General features: G+C 40.2%; 15 protein-coding genes and 1 pseudogene. 9 read left to right on the top strand and 7 right to left on the bottom strand.

Going from position 1 to position 17,122, the window contains the following annotated elements; all coding sequences use genetic code 11:
* The first annotated feature begins 209 nt into the window (after window positions 1-209).
* A complete protein-coding gene (locus F3I09_RS07730; RefSeq protein WP_188133724.1) occupies window positions 210-782 on the top strand; it encodes a hypothetical protein in 573 nt (190 codons plus the stop codon).
* Between the two features lie 119 nt (window positions 783-901).
* Complete coding sequence (locus F3I09_RS07725; protein ID WP_149694469.1) at window positions 902-1,114, top strand: hypothetical protein; 213 nt, start codon at window positions 902-904, stop codon at window positions 1,112-1,114.
* Between the two features lie 446 nt (window positions 1,115-1,560).
* Here the strand turns inward: F3I09_RS07725 and F3I09_RS07720 are convergent, their stop codons facing one another.
* The gene (locus F3I09_RS07720) at window positions 1,561-2,358 is read right to left on the bottom strand and encodes an SDR family oxidoreductase (protein ID WP_149694468.1); all 798 of its coding nucleotides are present in this window, start codon (window positions 2,356-2,358) and stop codon (window positions 1,561-1,563) included.
* A gap of 162 nt (window positions 2,359-2,520) precedes the next feature.
* On the opposite strand from F3I09_RS07720, the gene F3I09_RS07715 reads away from it, so the two are divergent.
* Window positions 2,521-2,880 carry a helix-turn-helix domain-containing protein gene (locus F3I09_RS07715; RefSeq protein WP_149694467.1) on the top strand — a complete coding sequence of 120 codons (360 nt, stop codon included), beginning with the start codon at window positions 2,521-2,523 and terminating at the stop codon, window positions 2,878-2,880.
* 270 nt (window positions 2,881-3,150) lie between these two features.
* On the opposite strand, the pseudogene F3I09_RS34360 reads toward F3I09_RS07715, so the two are convergent.
* From F3I09_RS34360 to F3I09_RS07700, 3 genes and pseudogenes are all read right to left on the bottom strand, one after another.
* A pseudogene (locus tag F3I09_RS34360) lies at window positions 3,151-3,462 on the bottom strand (phosphatase PAP2 family protein); the annotation flags it as partial.
* A gap of 344 nt (window positions 3,463-3,806) precedes the next feature.
* Window positions 3,807-4,628 carry a DUF4249 domain-containing protein gene (locus tag F3I09_RS07705; RefSeq protein WP_149694466.1) on the bottom strand — a complete coding sequence of 274 codons (822 nt, stop codon included), beginning with the start codon at window positions 4,626-4,628 and terminating at the stop codon, window positions 3,807-3,809.
* A 31-nt stretch (window positions 4,629-4,659) separates the two neighbouring features.
* Window positions 4,660-7,035, bottom strand: coding sequence for a TonB-dependent receptor (locus tag F3I09_RS07700; protein WP_149694465.1), 2,376 nt, complete (start codon window positions 7,033-7,035; stop codon window positions 4,660-4,662).
* A 396-nt stretch (window positions 7,036-7,431) separates the two neighbouring features.
* Between F3I09_RS07700 and F3I09_RS07695 the strand changes: the two genes are divergently transcribed.
* Genes F3I09_RS07695 through F3I09_RS07685 form a run of 3 tightly spaced genes read left to right on the top strand, consistent with a single transcriptional unit; the run spans window position 7,432 to window position 9,940 of the window.
* A complete protein-coding gene (locus tag F3I09_RS07695; protein ID WP_149694464.1) occupies window positions 7,432-8,478 on the top strand; it encodes a sensor histidine kinase in 1,047 nt (348 codons plus the stop codon).
* Window position 8,479: 1 nt separating this feature from the next.
* Window positions 8,480-9,202: a LytTR family DNA-binding domain-containing protein gene (locus F3I09_RS07690; RefSeq protein WP_149694463.1), complete on the top strand. Its 723-nt coding sequence runs from the start codon at window positions 8,480-8,482 to the stop codon at window positions 9,200-9,202.
* Window positions 9,203-9,250: 48 nt separating this feature from the next.
* Window positions 9,251-9,940 (top strand): hypothetical protein, encoded by a 690-nt coding sequence (locus tag F3I09_RS07685; protein ID WP_223233167.1) that lies wholly within the window; start codon window positions 9,251-9,253, stop codon window positions 9,938-9,940.
* 64 nt (window positions 9,941-10,004) lie between these two features.
* Here F3I09_RS07685 and F3I09_RS07680 read toward each other — a convergent pair whose 3' ends face one another.
* From F3I09_RS07680 to F3I09_RS07670, 3 genes are all read right to left on the bottom strand, one after another.
* Window positions 10,005-10,550: a hypothetical protein gene (locus tag F3I09_RS07680; RefSeq protein ID WP_149694462.1), complete on the bottom strand. Its 546-nt coding sequence runs from the start codon at window positions 10,548-10,550 to the stop codon at window positions 10,005-10,007.
* A gap of 620 nt (window positions 10,551-11,170) precedes the next feature.
* A complete protein-coding gene (locus F3I09_RS07675; protein WP_149694461.1) occupies window positions 11,171-12,229 on the bottom strand; it encodes a hypothetical protein in 1,059 nt (352 codons plus the stop codon).
* A gap of 574 nt (window positions 12,230-12,803) precedes the next feature.
* Window positions 12,804-13,367 (bottom strand): hypothetical protein, encoded by a 564-nt coding sequence (locus F3I09_RS07670; protein WP_149694460.1) that lies wholly within the window; start codon window positions 13,365-13,367, stop codon window positions 12,804-12,806.
* 902 nt (window positions 13,368-14,269) lie between these two features.
* On the opposite strand from F3I09_RS07670, the gene F3I09_RS07665 reads away from it, so the two are divergent.
* The 3 genes from F3I09_RS07665 to F3I09_RS07655 all read left to right on the top strand — a co-directional run.
* A complete protein-coding gene (locus tag F3I09_RS07665; RefSeq protein ID WP_149694459.1) occupies window positions 14,270-14,956 on the top strand; it encodes a reverse transcriptase domain-containing protein in 687 nt (228 codons plus the stop codon).
* A gap of 70 nt (window positions 14,957-15,026) precedes the next feature.
* The gene (locus tag F3I09_RS34355; protein ID WP_223233128.1) at window positions 15,027-15,371 is read left to right on the top strand and encodes a ribbon-helix-helix domain-containing protein; all 345 of its coding nucleotides are present in this window, start codon (window positions 15,027-15,029) and stop codon (window positions 15,369-15,371) included.
* Between the two features lie 131 nt (window positions 15,372-15,502).
* Window positions 15,503-17,122, top strand: a 1,620-nt coding sequence (locus F3I09_RS07655) for a recombinase family protein (protein WP_149693839.1), incomplete at its 3' end; no start/stop codon positions are given.

The raw sequence follows: 17,122 nt of genomic DNA, 5'->3' as shown, positions 1-17,122 counted from the left end.
ACATTAACAGATAAATACAAGTAGTATCAATCAGCACAGGTATTTGCGTTTCCCGGAAAGCAGATTTCGGCTATAAAACATACCATTTTACGATTTATTTACAAAGGTTACATTTTTATTTACAATCCAGATTCTACTCTCTAAAGGGTATCAAAGTAACTTCGCTGGATGAAATACACGTCACCATTAAAAAGCAAAAAAATAAACAAATGAAAAATAAAAGAACTGTTTTGTCCTGCTTGATTATTCTGTTAATAGGAGTAATTTATTTTGCCGTACAGGCTCAACAAAAAAATGATACTCATCGCACTAACTTTTCTGGCGAATGGAAATCCAAAGAGTCGATAAGTATGGGCGGAAATATTGTTTGCGTATATGAAGAGGGTGATCGTATGCGCTCAAAAACAATGAAAATAGCAGAGCAGGCAGATTTTCTAACCATAGAAATACCAAACCCGTCTCCTGGGGCAGCGTCGGCTACAAGCCAGGAGAAACTGACCTTCGATGGTAAAGAAAGCCGCATTAATCATGACCGGGAAAGAGGAAAGAAGTTTACCGTAAAGTTGTCAGCTGATGGACAAACTATGACTGTTAACTCAATTGTACACCTGATGGTTGTCACTCCTTTCAATATAAATGTTCAGAAACAAGCATTTGTTTACGTAACAGAGGTTTGGAAGTTGAGCAATGATGGCAAGTCTATTTCTGTTCAGGCCAATGCAAAATCAACCTCATGGGGCGGCGAGCGTTCCTGGAAGACAGTATTCGATAAAGTCCCTTAGTATTCAAAAACTTTTTTTGTACAGGCCCGACTTATTCGGATCGATCCTTTTTTCTTTGAAATGAGTTTTGGTTATCTAGTTCCTTAAAATTTGTTATGGTGGACGGACAATTGCAAGGCATGACAATAACAGCCAATAATAAAAAGACAAGCATCCTCTGTTTTGAATATTTCAAATATGGAGACGCAATTAACCCATCAGATATAATTGGAAAGGACATCAGGTGTGGCGGGACACTGGCATCAGTTGAAGTAAATCCTAATAATTCTAAAATTTGGATTTCTAAACTTCATATAGAAAATGCATTTGCAAGAGAAATGACGCCGAGATAAATCTGAAGCAAGCAATGGTTTGTATCTGTACTGATAGTGTTACGGAACATAAATTTTTCGTTCACAGCTGCGATAGTAACTTATGAGCACCTATTATAGCTATCTTCACGTAGGTTAATTTTTCGATTCAAGATTATTGAAGTAATCCGGATTAATTTATAAAGTAATTGTTGCAGCATAGCTTTGGTCTTATTAATGCCAAATCATCTATAAAACAAAAATGCCGGAGATACAATCTCCGGCGTTTACCATTTTTGTGCCCACTAACGGTACATTATTGGGTTAATCTTCACCTCCTTCTATAGTCAATATCATTTCTTAGCCGCTGTATTTATTATTTTAGCGCTCCGACAATTTTAGAAGGTGCCTCAATTACTTTTGAGACACCGTCTCTTCGTCATTTTTTGAGCGGGTAGTAGATTCCTGAGCAGGGATCTCTTATGTATTTAGTTAACTACCGGAAAATTTCCTCCATCAATGACGAGATTCGCGCCGGTGATATAGGAAGCGGCGGGTGAGACAAGGAAGTAAATCAGTTCGGCCGTTTCTTCCGGAGCGGCCATTCTTCGTAATGGTACGCCGCCAACTCTTTCGAAAAGCTTTTCCTTCATTTCCTCTACCGTAATACTTGCCTGTTTTGCATAATCTTCCAAAAACGCGGTCATAGCTTCCGTTTTATTTAAACCAGGAGATACGGTTACTACTCTTACGCCTTTATCGGCTACCTCTGTAGCTAATGCTTTACTATACGTGTTCAATGCTGATTTTGCGGCGCTATAAGCCATCGTGGATTCCCAGAGGGGAAACTGACTACTGGTAGAAGATATGTGAATGATCACACCGCTTTTTTGCTCCAGCATTTTAGGTAGTAATGCCCTATCCAGGCGAACGGAGGAAAGCAGGTTGACCTGCAGGGCCTGGCTCCAGTGTTCGTCAGTCAAGGTACTAAATCCTCCACCCGGATATGTGTTTGCTCCCATGTTATTGATCAGTATGTCTATGTGCCCGAATTGCTCATTAATGATGCTGGCTATTTTATTTACCTCTTCTGCCTGTGATAAGTCTGCAGCAATGAAGGTATATGTAGCATTCTGATCATCTGGTTGATTTCGGGCAGTGACAATAACAGTTGCACCTGCCTGCCCTAGTCTTTTAACAATAGCTTTACCGATTCCCTTTGTTCCCCCTGTCACCAGGGCGATTTTACCTTGTAATACTCCATTAGTTGTTTGTTTACTTTTCATGCCTGATGTTTTTTAATTACGTAATGTTCGTTTCCAAAAAAATAGATCTACTTTAGTTTCATAAAGTAACTAAAACTGTTGCTTGTGATTATTCTCACAACACTAATTGGCAGTAACGTTTATGTAACTAAAAGCCGAAAAGTGGTAACGTTCATGTAACCAATGAAGAAATTCAAAGCACATACATCCACCTGCCCGATCGTTCATACGATGACCTATATTGGTGGGAAGTGGAAACCCATTATCCTGGGGCGGCTTTTAAATGGAGCCGTTCGGTTTGGAAAGCTAGCGGTACAGATTCCGGATATATCACGTAAGATATTGACCGAACAACTGAAGGAGTTAGAAGAGGATGGATTGATCATCCGGCATAGTTATAACGAGAAGCCGCCACGTGTTGAATATGAACTAAGCGAGATCGGTCAGACGGTTATCCCTGTTTTGATGGCTATGACAGAGCTGGGGAGCAAAATGCATGAAGCTATCACGAAACATAAGCGCCGTGTTACAAGGGCTCATTGATAATTAGTGGCTATAGGAATGTAATGGTAGAAAGAATCCCTGATCCCTAAGTGCCCAGTAGCAGATCAATTTCAAACTAGCTGGTATCGATCATAATGAAAATCGAACTGTTGATCTATGACATTTATTAATACTCTAACTACAACCGCCGAACTTAGGGGGAGTCTACAGTTACATTATACTCTCTACCCGCGACATCAAAGTAATCGCTAAGGGCATTACAATAAAATAGCGGATGATCTTTGCCCATACTTCCAATAGTTGCTAATATCAGAATGTCATTGATAATCCCAACCCATATTCCCTTCCATTATAAAATGGCATAACCATACCATTTAAGTCATCTTTGTCTTTAAAAAAAGTTTTCTTAAAAAATGGATGTACCCAATAAGCGATTTTGGTACTTAAGATCCCGATCCCTGCACCTGTGGCAACATCGGTAAGCCAATGCTTTTCATTGGTCATTCTTAAAACCCCTGTGCCTGTAGCGACCACATAGCCCGTGATACCGTACCAAACCGATACATCTTTATATTCCTGATATAAAAATTCAGCTCCCAAAAAAGCGGTAGCAGTGTGTCCCGAAGGGAATGACTATACTGTTATTAACATCTTTCAAAGCAGGGCTTGCAAGGCCAACAACGCCATATCCGATCAAAACAGTTGGAATGATGAGCGATCTGTATTTGAATCGGATGTCGCCTTTGTGATCTGTTGAGTCAATTGAAGCGTTCTGTCCATTAACCCTTAAGACGGAAAAGAATAGGGAAAGGGCAATTATTATCTTACTCATTTTTTACCCAATTGCACACAGCATACTGTGTCGCTAAGCATTATGATATTGCTGAACCTGTTCTAATTATTGAGTGAACGAAGTTTCGATCAGGCAGAAGATCTGTGACCTTTACTTCGCTCACTAAACTTGGTTATTTGATCGTATAGCTTTTAGTAGCTACTTCTGCCAGCCTGAAGTATCCAAAAGCGTAATTTTTGCTATTGGTCTGATTGACGATATTTCCGCGAACGGCACTTGGTATAGTAGGGAAAGGATTACCATCATTACCCGAAGCCACTATCAGTTTGAACATGTAGTTGTAATAGTTTTTCGAAATCCCGTACAGTTTAATGTCTACCCGGTCCCCAGTCTTTAATTTTTCATGGGAATACGATTCCTGATTTAAATTACCGTTGGTGTGTTCATCGTCTTCAACTTCCAGTTCGGGAAACACTGAATGAGGCTGGGTAATGCTGTTCAGATAAGAATTCTTCTGATTGGCATCATCCTGATAGTAAAATGTTATCTCGATCTCATCACCGGCCTCGCCTCCCTTGTTATTCTGATAAATGTTATCCTCGATCTTAGAAACTGGGGTAAAGGTTTCTGAGGCGGTGTAGGTTTCTCCGTTCAAAACGATCTTTAAGTTATAGATCTGGCCGATAACAGGAACAAAATTGCTGCAAATGTATTGCCCTGTTCCGGGCGTTTCTACAAAGTTAAAAACAGTATTTGTCGCGTTGGTTACCGTAATCACTGCTCCCGAAACACTCGGGAATTCGGAACTGTAATAACCAGTTGTTGTCGACAATACGATCTTCTGTTCATTGCCGGCGGTATTTTTCACCCAGTCAATAGAGGCATCCACAACCAGTCTTGGCGCTGCTGTTTTAAGATCCGCAGTAATAACCTTCTCGCATCCTGTTACAAGCAATGCTACAAATGGTACGAGCATTATTTTAAGTACTTTCATGGTGTATCGTTTTTAAAGTTGGATAGTTGTTTTAAAGTTTCACGTTGTAGGCTACGCTTGGAACAATGCCGAAAATGGATATTCTTCTTGTCTCGTTTCTACCTGTTTCTTCGTTCTGTCTGAAAGAGTAGGATGCCGCGTTGTTCCTGTTGTAAAGATTGTAGATGCTGAAATTCCACTCTCCCTGCCACCCTTTTTTCTTGTTGGGTTTAGGTGTGTAGGTCGCAGAGACATCTAAACGGTGGTAAGCAGATAAAGAATTCTCATTTCTTGCGCCGTAACTCGCAACAGTAACACTCTGGTATAGATATTTTCCATTGGGGAATGTCGCTGCTTTTCCGGTTTGGAAAGTGAGAATAGCTCCCAGAGACCATTTCGGACTTACTGAATAAGCGCCTGTAACAGATAGATTATGCAATTTGTCATAATTCGCCCTGTACCATTCTCCGTTGTTGATCCCCGGCTCATCTGCATTTCTGCCCGGTGTTCTTTGTTGCGCTTTAGAAAGTGTATAGGAAACCCAGCCGGTCAGCTTACCTGTATTTTTTTTCAACATCAGTTCCAGGCCATAAGCCCTTGCTTCGCCATTCAAAAGCACTCTTTCTATAGCATCGATCCCTAACAGATCTGCGCCGTCGATATAATCTGCCTTATTCTTTATTTTTTTATAGAATGTTTCAGCTTCCAGAGAATACTTGTCGTCTTTGAAATTGTGGAAGTAACCCAGTGCTACCTGGTCCAGAATTTCTGGTTTGAGGTATTTGTCAGAAGGGGCCCATATATCAAGCGGGCTTGCAGATGCGGTATTGGAGATCAAATGAACATACTGGCTCATTCTATTGTAGCTCGCCTTTATAGAATTATCATTGTTTAGCGAGTAGGCAATGGCGACCCTTGGTTCCAGGTTGCCGAAGCTGGCTATTTTTTTATTTTTCTTATAGTTGATCGCTCCGGTTGGATCAGCCTCTTCATAAATATGAAAATCCTTATTGTAGATGACCGGCTGATCATTGGCATAGGTGTAGACTTCCTGCGCGCCTACTCTTTGAAAGTTGCTGTAGCGGAGTCCATAATTCACGGATAATTTATCGCCGAGGCGTTGGTCGGCACTGATATATGCTGCATTTTCATAAGCGTACTTTTTGGCTAACTGGTCCGGATTGATTGCTGAACTCACTCCATACGGCTTGATCGTTCCGGGATTGAAATCGTAATAAATTGAGTTAATACCGTAGTTTAAAGTGAGGTTATTCGAAACATAATGTTTGAAATCATATTTGAAATTGTAATTTTTTACATCTGCTTTCCAGTCCATACCGATTGTCTTGATCTTGATCTGGTAGTCATAGTCACTGTAAATTGCAGATGCATTGGAGAATATCTTATTGGAGAATATATGGTTCCATCTGAGATTGAAAAGTCTGTTACCATAGGTGTTGATAAAACTGTTATTGAAATTCAGGTTGTCAGTGCCAAAGTATCCTGAAACAAATACGTTGTTCTTATCATTGAATTTGTAATTGAACTTGGTGTTCAGATCGTAGAAATAGGCTGAATTGGGTTCATTGGCCATTTTTAAAAAAAGATGGGCATACGATCCTCTTCCCGCGACCACGAAAGAGCTTTTACCCTTAGCGATAGGACCCTCAACAAGCAATCGGCTGGAAACTAATCCGATCCCGCCGTTAACATGGAACTCCTGGTTGTTTCCTTCTTTTTGATAAATATCCAGTACCGATGATATACGTCCTCCGAAATTAGCGGGTATACCGCCCTTGTATAGTTTCAGGTCTTTGATCACATCAGCGTTGAAGACAGAAAAGAAACCGAATAGATGCGAGGTATTATAAACAACGGCTTCATCAAGCAATACCAGGTTTCCATCAACAGATCCTCCTCTTACGTTAAATCCCGTCGCACCTTCCTGGGCATTGGTTACCCCGGGAAGCTGTAAGATCGATTTCAGGACATCTACCTCACCCAAAACGGCCGGCATCTTTTTGATCGTGGCGATCGATAGTTTATTGGTACTCATTTCAGGTTTGCGGATGTTCGCTTGCGGCGTATTGGTTTTAATTAAAACTTCATCCAGCGTCTTACTGTTTTCCGTCATCCCGAAGTTCCGTTTTGTGTTTTCGGTCAGCGTGACACTTTCCTCCAGGCGATCATAACCCACATGGCTTATGATAATGGTGTAAGTTCCTTTAGGCAATGTTGTGGAATAAAATCCGTAGGAATTGGTCGTAATACCTACTTTCGCTTCCGGAATGTAAATGCTTACGCCAATGAGTGTTTCGGTATTGGACTTGTTAGTGATCGTGCCGCTGAGGGTGACTTTTTCCTGCGAATAGGCATGGAATACCGAGGCAAAAAGGAATACCAGCAAGGATAGGATTCTGCTTTTCATTTATAAAAGTTTAGAATTAAATGCTATATTTTCAGCTAAACTATATTTTTACAGAACCCGCAATTTTTATATATACGAAATGTATTTCTTTATATAGAAAAGCAGCTTTTACATATAGTAAAATAAATTCGACTTGAGATTTCAGCAAAGAAGCGATACAGAAGGTCCTCCATCGTAATAGAATACTTTAGGTCGTGTTGCAGCAAGTCTAAAGGTCAGGGAAACTGCCGGCCCGGTATATCCACACGCAAGGGATGATGGGCTGTAAGCCATTATTCAACCCCTAAAAGCAGTATAGCACCTGTAAACCTTATTTTGGTATATTATTAATGGGCTTTCGTATAGTAAGTTTTTTTATTTCTGCTGTATCACTTGATTTGCCCTAAATTTAGCCTTATGTATAAACCTTTACACAAAAAAACGATGGATGCCAATTGGATGCTTCAGTTAGTTATTTCAGAAAAATACCGGTTTCAACGGCATCTGTTGCTGATCGCCTTTTGCATTTTGGTTTTGTATTATAGTCCGGCAGACTATGTTGAACCTTTCGAGACCTACAATCGACTGGTTATTTTTTTCGAGATAATTCTGTTAGCCTACGGTAATATGTATTTTTTCGTTCCTAAATTCCTGTTTAGAAACAAATACCTGAGCTATGGCCTCTTCTTGCTTTCAGGCATGATCCTTTCGTATTACGTTCACGAAGTTTTTGCTGATTCGTTTGAACGAGATCTGTTGCCTAACGAGGATGATAACATTAACTTTTTTACCTTTTCCTTTATGACATTAGTGCTTATTGTAGCATCAGCCGCAGTTAAGTTTTTTCAGCGGTGGATATCTGATGCGCGACTGATCCATGATCTGGAACTGGCAAATGCCAATGGTGAACTGGAACAGCTCAAGAATCAAATCAATCCACACTTTCTTTTTAACATGCTTAATAATGCTAACGTGTTAATCGAAGATGATCCTAAAAAAGCTTCTCAGGTTTTGGTGAAACTAAGTGACCTCCTTCGTTATCAGCTTTATGACAGCTCTAGAGAAAAGGTTCTACTGACTTCAGAGATCCATTTCTTAGAAGACTTTCTGAACCTGGAAAAGGTCAGACGGGATAATTTCAATTTTTTAATATCAAAGGAAGGCGAATTGAGCGGTGTTCAGGTTCCTCCCTTATTATTTATTTCATTTGTCGAAAATGCTGTAAAGCATAATAACGACTCTGCGAAATTATCCTACTTGAATTTGTATTTTGATGTATGCCATGATGAGCTTTTTTTCAAATGCGTAAACTCGAAACCAGCGTTGAAAGCAGTAAATAAATCCGGAGGATTAGGTCTGGCCAATATTAAACGACGATTAGAACTGCTGTTCCCTTCTTCACATGATTTGATGATAGAAGACAATTCGGAAACGTACTGCGTCACCTTAACTTTAAAACTATAAAATGAACTGCATAATAGTAGATGATGAGCCATTAGCAAGAAAGGCGATCCAAAAACTGGTTCATCAGACAGAAAATCTGGAAGTTATCGCATCATTTAACGGAGCAGAAGCTACTAAAGCTTTTCTGGCAACAAATGCCGTAGACCTGGTGTTTCTGGACATTCAAATGCCGGGAGTGAATGGGATCGAATTTGCCAGAACCATTCCCAAAAACACCTTAGTGGTGTTTACCACAGCTTATCACGAATTTGCTGCTGAGAGCTATGACGTCGATGCTATTGACTACTTGATCAAACCTGTAAAACTGGAGCGCTTTCAAAAGGCGGTCGAAAAAGCGAACACGTATTGTAAATTATTCCGTACTGGTCATACCAGCAGTAATATAGAAAACATAACCACTGATTATATTTTTGTAAGATCAGGACGCAGAATATTCAAAGTACATTTCAGCGATATACTTTATATTGAAGGCTTAAAAGATTATGTGATCATTTACTTAGGGAATCAAAAAGTGATCACGCTTATGAATATTAAAACTATTCATGAATTGCTTCCAAAAAGTTTTTTTGTTAGGGTCAGCAAATCTTACATCATTAATGTAAACAACATAGATTCTGTAGATAACAACACAGTTTACATAAGGGAGAATGAAATTCCGATCGGTAATATTTACCGGGATTACTTCTTTAATGAATTTGTAACTAGAAAAATTTTAAGTAAGTGATAGATTTATAAAGAAGTATGTCGATGGGAAAGATAATAAGCATGATGTATGGAATCCCTTATTTCTTGTAGGAAAGATTATCACGTGAAATTCTCAAAACTTGTCATGAATTTTTGTAAAAGACAGCACAGCGTGCGAGTGCAATTAGGCCAGATAGCGATCAATGCACCAATCATCGACTACTATTGCCAGCTTATCAGTAGTTCATTAAAGAAGGACAACCAAGGGAAGGAGCAGGAGCTTAAAGAAACACAGGCTGAAATAGACAAGCTATACATAAGAATACAAAACGCCCGTTCTTTGCGCCTGGACGATGAATTTACCGCAGAAGAGTTTAAAGAGATTAAGGCAGACCTGACCAAGAAGATAGAAAACCTGGAAAAGAAGAAAACCAAATTATTGTCCACCAACGACAACTACCAGGAATACCTTTCCCAAGGCGGCGAAATCATGAAGAACATTGCTACTCGCTACATTTCAGCCTCCCCAATCGGTAAAAAACAAATCATTGGTTCGATCTTCGCAGAAAAGCTGATTTTTTCAGATAATAAATTTCGAACCACAGAACCGAACATCATCCTCGAGCTGATAAGCAGGCCCATTGCGGGCTCAGACGACTATAAAAAAGCAAAAGGTCGGAGATATCTCCGACCTTTTGCTTTAGTGCCCGGCAGTGGAATGTTTTCGAACCAAGTAGTATTTATTATTAGCAAGTTAATGGATCATGTTGCAGATTAGTGCGCGATGATATAAACCAGCTTTCTCATACCCTGTGATTATAGAACATTACCGATAGTCATTTTTAATCTTTTAATCCGAGATATGCTTTTACCTCGGCATAATCGGACCAGTTTACCGGAGCAGCCGCTCTTGCCTGGGTATTGCCAGGCACGATCATGTACCGGTATTGTTGATACTTCTTACCATTGGCAGATGCAGTACTCAGGTCTGCATTGGAATACAACTCAATCTTCTGCGCATAAGCCCTCATGTCGATGTATAAACCGGATGCAGCAGAGTAAGGCAACGGATAAATGACAGCATCACTTGCATCATTAGTGTTGATATATACTTTTACATCTGCGGTACTCAACAGTGCCTGGGTGAGTTTAGGTACGTCAATAATGGCATAGAAGCCGACAGTATCAATACCGCCGCCTGCAGTATGTATGGTGTCCGGCTTATACGGCACATCCAGCCATTCGGAATAAATCACAGTGCCAGAGCCGGTATCACCTTTGGGACCAGCTGGACCGGCAGCGCCATCTTTACCACAGGATATAATGAACATAACAAGCAATAAACCTGACAGCAGGACTAACGGGGAAATAAGATTACGTCTTTTCATATTTAAGTTTAGTTCGCAGCATGAAGGTTAAGGGTTTCACACCGGATTCTGATTTAGGGCGACAAAATACAAATTTATCTCAGAAAACACCGAAATCATTAGTCTTACTTTATAAAGCTAAATTGTTAGAACAGCAAGCTCGATCTACCCAATACATAGCTGCGCCGTAGGTCCTGTACGCGTCTGAAAAATTCTGTAAAGTAGCATAACATGAATTTATCTCTGCACCTGGCTATATTTACCCTGGCAACCCATTGATGCCGGCTTTCGGGACCAAGCGGTTACTGATTCAATAGGGCGGCTCGGTAATGATGGCCTTCGAGCGCGAACCTCCGTTACTTCAATTATCCAGGTTGGTGAAAACTTCTTTTGTACTCATCCTGACGGCATTTTCAGATCATCAGACAAGGGCTGGTATCGAAATGTTTTAGATTTCGCTATGCAAAGTCCGTCAATTGGAGATTTATAAGAAAGTCGGTTTATATGGGATTTACCGAAAAAGAATAATCCAGGCTTATAAGGGTTATATCACCGTTTAACCTTATCTGTGGGGGCGAGAGGTAAGAATCTGCTTTGCCCGAAACAGGCTAAGAGAATCAAAAAGAGAGTGTTAATTTTTCCTAGTCCCAATCTACTGGAATGTCACGAAATTCAACAGCAAACGGCTCCCCCCATGAATGTGTGTAACTGTAGCTAAATAGCTTTATTCTTTTTACATCTGGTAAAACACCACCAAATGTATAAGTACATTTTATAGGTACACCTGTATTTAAATCAATTGATCTTGAATAGTTTGAAGCTCCGTTAGTGAAAGACTTCAACGTATATTCATTGCCTTCAGGATCGATTATAGATCTAACAGCTGACATGATATACCAATTGGCAGCGCTTGTTGTTAGCAAAATAGTTAATTTGATTGTCTGTGCCTTTGAATTACCTTCTGCCTTTGTAAGCTTAAATTCAATATTATCGGATGTTGTAATTTGGATAGGTTGTTTAGCAATAGATATATTAGTCGTAGAGGAGTTGGTCTGATTTTCGGGCAGCGGTTTGGTTTCATTCGAAGGCACTATTGGTTTTGCAGCGCTTTTTTCTACTTGTGTTAGAGTCGAATTGTTTTTTGAAGGTATTACTTCAGGTAGCTCAGTAGATATCCCGATTTGCCGGTTGTTTTTTGGGGTTGTATCATTAGCAGAGGATCCCTGTGTTGGGGCAGGAGTATCTGACTTGGATGTAGAATTTTTCCAAAAGCTTAATACACCAATGATTGGAGTTATTGCAGCAAGTAAAAGTAGAAAGATTTTCACCTTATTATCGAAGATCTTTTTTTTTCCTTCTGCCTTTGTTACTTTATTAGAATGCGTATCTTTTTCGTTTTTCCTTTTTAAGGATAACACATATCCGCCTGCATCTTTTAACTCTCGGCCTTTTTGTGTTAAGCTGTATTTAGAACTACTATTGCTAATTCCAACGCCACGAGCCTCTGTTACATATCCTTCATCAATGAGTATTTTCAAAGCGATTGATTGATAGTTGTCAAAGAGATCTTTATCACTTTGGTTGTTAATAATTAGTTTTAAGTCAGTTTCAGTTACACTTTTAGCTCTAGGAATGCACATTAGAAATTTGTCAGCGAGTATGGCTTCTGGAGCAATCGAAAAATTAGGTTGATTGTTCATATACGGGAATAGAATAACTCGTTAAGTATCAAATATAAATAACTGCTATTTACAAGACAAATTTTCCGCACGTTAGCTTTAAAGATTATTATTTATTATATGAATATTATGTGGGACGCAATGATATATAAGATGTTTTAGTATGCTATCGGGCAGCTTTTGTTTGTTGGATCTAGAATGGAACAAGGTGTAATAGCTGCGATTTGATTTGACATTCGGGTAATATTTTAGGCGGCTGGCTGGCGGTCATCTAATTGCTTTTATTTTGCTGGAGGTGCTGTTTTTCAAATGTTTATAAAGGAGTTCGTCCGAAGCATTATTTACTCGTATGTCTCCAACTACAGTTATAGTATTGAATCCACTCGTCTGAGGTAAGAGGTTTGGCTGATTAAAACTAATTGTAGTTCTGAATTCTGGTACTCACGATTACGTGATACATTATCTCATGCGGCGACGAATATGTTCTATAAAATATTTTTGCGCTTATTGCATATACCAAAAAAGATATTAGGCCATTATCGGCAAGCACTTGCGTACCATCTGCAAAAATGGGATGCCTACACCTTAAATACTCTTAATCTCTTTTTATTTTCAGTGCCTCTAGTAACCTGAACCAATATCTATATTCCTCCTCTAGACGATAAAGGTAGTTTGCTTTGTCGACGATGGCATCTAAAATATCATGTTCAAGGTGATCTTTGAGTGCGTATCTGATTAAATAAATGACTTGTTTCTTTTGTTCAAAAGATATTTTGTAGGATGCATAAATCAGCTCCTCCCAGTCAGATTGCTCAATCGAGTTAAGCGTTTGCCAACGTACGTCATCGGATACTGTCCACAACAATACTACTTTATTGCCGGTTGTTAAATGAGATCTTAGTGTATCAGCAAATCTTAAATAAGTTCCCTCCTTAAGAAAGTTGAAGACCACATTTGAAAATTGGCTAAGATCAAGTACGTTATTACTTAAATTATAATTGGAGTCAGCCAAAATTAGGCCAGATGTATCCTGAAAATTTACCTTCAATCGAGTAACGCTATCCGGTTCATAGTTTTCAAATGCGTATTGATTAACAGAAGTTGATGGAATCTGCAGATAACCTGTACTTATATTTTTCAGAGAAAGAATGGAAGACATTAGGGCTGCTATTATTGAATGTGCATGGATGGGGATTATTATAAATGCTCAAATTTAAGACCTCCAAGTCTGTCAATGGTTAATATCGCGTTAATTGTAATAACTAAGTCCTGATGATAAGGGCATTGCTGGGAGTACTTTACTAAATGAAGACGAAAATTGGCATCACGGATCGAACCGTTCCCAGATTGATTATAAGTGACTTATTCAAGGTCTTGGATTGCTATACAACAGAAAATCCGCTACTAGAGCGGATTTTACATTTTTAGTGCCCAGTAGCGGAACGTTTTCGATTGCGCTGTGCAAAGTCCGTGAGGTGGGGATTATAGATGAAACACCTCGAAATTACCCGACAGGTAACCAATCCTGTCCGACAAGGTCTAGTCAACCACCGGAAGCGAGTCTTGCGTAGTCATCAGAGATGTTGGCACGAAGCGTAGACAGCAACTGCTGACGGTATGCTATTGAGCCTCGAAACTGTCCTGGACGTTGAAGCTTTAGTTGTTCGAAATGCTAAGGCAACATCAAACCTGCGTTACAGACGAGTGGGGGCGATTCGACCGGGGTCTAAGAACATATCAAAGGCAGACTGGGGTAATACGGGAACACAGGAGAGCCTAACGTCTCCAAACGAAAGTCGGTTGTTAGTGGATTGACCGAACAGAAATAATCCAGGCTTACAAGGTTTATATCGCCACCTTGTCAAGCGTAAAGAAAAGGCGATATCGGGAGGTATCCGCGCCGAGAGAAATCGAAGGTAAGGAGAAGGACGAAGGCAGTCTTAGCATCCTCATAGTACTGTTAGAAGAGTGGGAAATCAGCTCTATGAAAGCCACTTATTAGGGAAGGGGGATGTCTGTTTACGGAACTAGCATCTTAGCAACACTAAATGTACCAGAGACATGAACGAAGTGTTAACAGTAGAGATGCAGATAGCGGCCAGGGCGAGGAAATATCGGGGAGAAGCGCTGACCAACCTGCACGATTTTATTGATATCGGGTTATTGCATGACTGCTTCGATTCCCTGAATAAGAAGGGAGCAAGCGGAGTAGATGCAGAAAAATGGACCGATTACAATAAACAAAGAAATGAGAGAATCCCTGAGTTATTGACGGCTTTTAGGAGCGGTAAATACCGTGCCCCCAATATCCGGCGGGTATTTATACCCAAAGGAGATGGGAAGCTGCGGCCGCTGGGTCTTCCAACAGTGGAAGACAAACTGCTACAGACGGCTGTATCGCGTGTACTGACACCGATATATGAAGGGATATTCTATCATGAATCGTATGGATTTAGGCCGGGCAAATCCCAACACCAGGCAGTAGAAGAACTGTCCAGAGAAGTGAGCATGAACCGGATGCGTTATATTATAGACGCAGACATGCAAAACTACTTTGGTAGCATCAATCATGGCTGCCTGCGTGAGTTCCTTGACCTGAAGATAAAAGATGGTGTGATAAGGAAAATGATAGACAAATGGCTGAAGGCAGGTATACTGGAGAACGGTCAGGTAGTGTATCCCACGGAAGGTACTCCTCAGGGAGGTAGTTTAGCTCCACGTACACACCCACAAACATTGAGTTTTTAAGGAGAATACCTATTAAAAGGGGGAAGTTTTAAGTTTATGTATATCATAAAAAGTATTACATTTATGATAAATGGAAAGATCGCAGAATTCCGAGTTGGTCAAACGCATCAACCAGGCATTTTCTTTGCTTCAGAAGAACAAACCTCAGCCACATATAGTGGAGCTGTTGATGAAGAAATATGGAGTGTCCCAAATTCAGGCATATCGTTATATTCAATTAGCCAGAGAGATCAACGAGAAGATGGCCATACCGGAGAGTTCCGTAGTATTTACGGTCAAATTGCCACCGACACTGATCAGACGAATAAAGAAGCTATCCGAATCCAAAGGTTTGTCGATCAGCAGAGTGGTCCATACTGCGCTGGAAGAATTTTTAGCAAAGAAGGAGCATGTCAAAGAAGGAGAGACAAGTTAAGGAATCATTTAACTATGATCGGTTGTGGGAGCAAAAGCTCTCACAGGTATATCATCTCCTTGTTCCGGCAGGTAGGCCGGTTGTTTTCAGTGAACAAAATCCTGATGAATTAACTGAACAAACTTCAGTATATGAAAACAGCAGCGATTTATACGAGAGTATCGTCCGATCAGCAAAAGGATAAAAAGACGATAGGTAGCCAGGTGGATGAATTATTGCATTTTGCCCAGGAACAGGGCTATCTTGTACCAGAGGAATATATATTTAGAGATGAAGGGTACAGCGGAGCCATATTGGTTCGCCCCGGTCTTGAAAGAGTAAGAGATCTAAGTGCTGAGGGGCAGATACAGGCAGTATTAATATACAGTCCAGACAGATTAAGCCGTAATTATGCATACCAGGTAGTACTCATGGATGAATTTGCGTCATGCGGTACAGAAGTATTATTTATCAACTCACCGAAAGCAGATACCCCAGAGGAAGCCTTATTGTTGCAATTCCAGGGCATGATAGCCGAATACGAACGGGCTATTATTAAAGAGCGATCACGCAGGGGGAAACGATTTAAAGCAAAATCGGGTGTGGTGAGTGTATTGTGCGGAGCGCCGTATGGCTATAATTATATCAAGAAGACAGATGATACATCCGCATACTATGAAATTAATGAGCAGGAAGCTTCGGTTGTAAGAGAAATGTTTCGGATGTATACAGAAGATTTTTGTGGTATAGGTACAGTTGCAAGAAAATTTACTTCGGAGAAAATACCAACAAGGAAGAATATAGGCAAATGGGAACGGTCCGTTATCTGGGCAATGTTACGAAATCCGGCTTACTGTGGAAAGGCATGCTATGGTAAAACAGAACATGCTGAACGGCAGCGGATCACCAAACCATTGAGGGCCCAAGGAGGTTTTGTGGCTCAAAGTGGTTGTAACAGAGAGAAACCGAGGGAAGAATGGATTGAGATAGCTGTCCCTGCGATAATCAGCCAGGAGACGTTTGATATTGCGCAGGAAAGACTAAAGAATAATAAGCTTCATTCCCAGCGGAACACAAAAGTGGAAACATTGCTTCAGGGAATGATGGTGTGCAGCGAATGTGGTTATTCTTTATACAGGACGCATACAACCACATCAGCAAAAAAGAAGATATACTATTATCGGTGCTTTGGTTCAGATGCTTACCGTTTTGAAGGAGTGCGTAAGTGCAATTGCAAACCAATTAGGCAGGATTACCTGGACAATATTGTATGGCAACAACTAGTGGCGTTGCTGGAAGAACCAAAGCTGATCCAAAGAGAAGTGGAAAAACGTGTAGAGGAGACCAAAAAAGCGAGTCCTGTAATAAAACAAAAGGAAATCATAGTGAAGCAGCGTACCAAATTATTGCAGTCGATGGATAAGTTGTTGGATGCCTACCAGGAAGGTCTTATTACAATTGTTCAGCTGCGAAAAAGGATGCCTGATTTACAAAAGCGGATAAATACGATAGATAAGGAGCTGGAGAGCCTAAAAAATCATGAACTGGCATTGGATCAGCGGCTTCAATTGCTGGATGCGGAAAGTTTTACCAGTCAGTTAGGATTGAATGTAAAACAATTGGACATAAAGGAGAAAAAGAAGATTCTAAGACTACTGGTAAAGGAAGTTGTGGTTGGCGATGATATTATAGATATCAAGCACTCCATACCTTTAAAAGAGGCTAAGAATGAGAAGAATAGTAAAAGTTACCAATTGTGTACGAGGAGTAAT

The sequence above is a fragment of the Chitinophaga sp. CF418 genome, assembly GCF_900142925.1.
Classification (GTDB): Bacteria; Bacteroidota; Bacteroidia; order Chitinophagales; family Chitinophagaceae; genus Chitinophaga.
The sequence above is the reverse complement of the archived record's forward strand: the minus strand, read 5'-3'. Positions and strand labels throughout refer to the sequence as shown.

Bases quoted from the DNA above. Each gene is read 5' to 3' on its own strand.
- F3I09_RS07720 (WP_149694468.1), bottom strand. From the start codon at position 2,358: ATGAAAAGTAAACAAACAACTAATGGAGTATTACAAGGTAAAATCGCC.
- F3I09_RS07695 (WP_149694464.1), top strand. From the start codon at position 7,432: ATGTATAAACCTTTACACAAAAAAACGATGGATGCCAATTGGATGCTT.
- F3I09_RS07730 (WP_188133724.1), top strand. From the start codon at position 210: ATGAAAAATAAAAGAACTGTTTTGTCCTGCTTGATTATTCTGTTAATA.
- F3I09_RS07700 (WP_149694465.1), bottom strand. From the start codon at position 7,035: ATGAAAAGCAGAATCCTATCCTTGCTGGTATTCCTTTTTGCCTCGGTA.
- F3I09_RS07690 (WP_149694463.1), top strand. From the start codon at position 8,480: ATGAACTGCATAATAGTAGATGATGAGCCATTAGCAAGAAAGGCGATC.
- F3I09_RS07705 (WP_149694466.1), bottom strand. From the start codon at position 4,628: ATGAAAGTACTTAAAATAATGCTCGTACCATTTGTAGCATTGCTTGTA.
- F3I09_RS07665 (WP_149694459.1), top strand. From the start codon at position 14,270: ATGAACGAAGTGTTAACAGTAGAGATGCAGATAGCGGCCAGGGCGAGG.
- F3I09_RS34355 (WP_223233128.1), top strand. From the start codon at position 15,027: ATGGAAAGATCGCAGAATTCCGAGTTGGTCAAACGCATCAACCAGGCA.
- F3I09_RS07685 (WP_223233167.1), top strand. From the start codon at position 9,251: ATGGAATCCCTTATTTCTTGTAGGAAAGATTATCACGTGAAATTCTCA.
- F3I09_RS07670 (WP_149694460.1), bottom strand. From the start codon at position 13,367: ATGTCTTCCATTCTTTCTCTGAAAAATATAAGTACAGGTTATCTGCAG.
- F3I09_RS07680 (WP_149694462.1), bottom strand. From the start codon at position 10,550: ATGAAAAGACGTAATCTTATTTCCCCGTTAGTCCTGCTGTCAGGTTTA.
- F3I09_RS07675 (WP_149694461.1), bottom strand. From the start codon at position 12,229: ATGAACAATCAACCTAATTTTTCGATTGCTCCAGAAGCCATACTCGCT.
- F3I09_RS07715 (WP_149694467.1), top strand. From the start codon at position 2,521: ATGAAGAAATTCAAAGCACATACATCCACCTGCCCGATCGTTCATACG.
- F3I09_RS07725 (WP_149694469.1), top strand. From the start codon at position 902: ATGACAATAACAGCCAATAATAAAAAGACAAGCATCCTCTGTTTTGAA.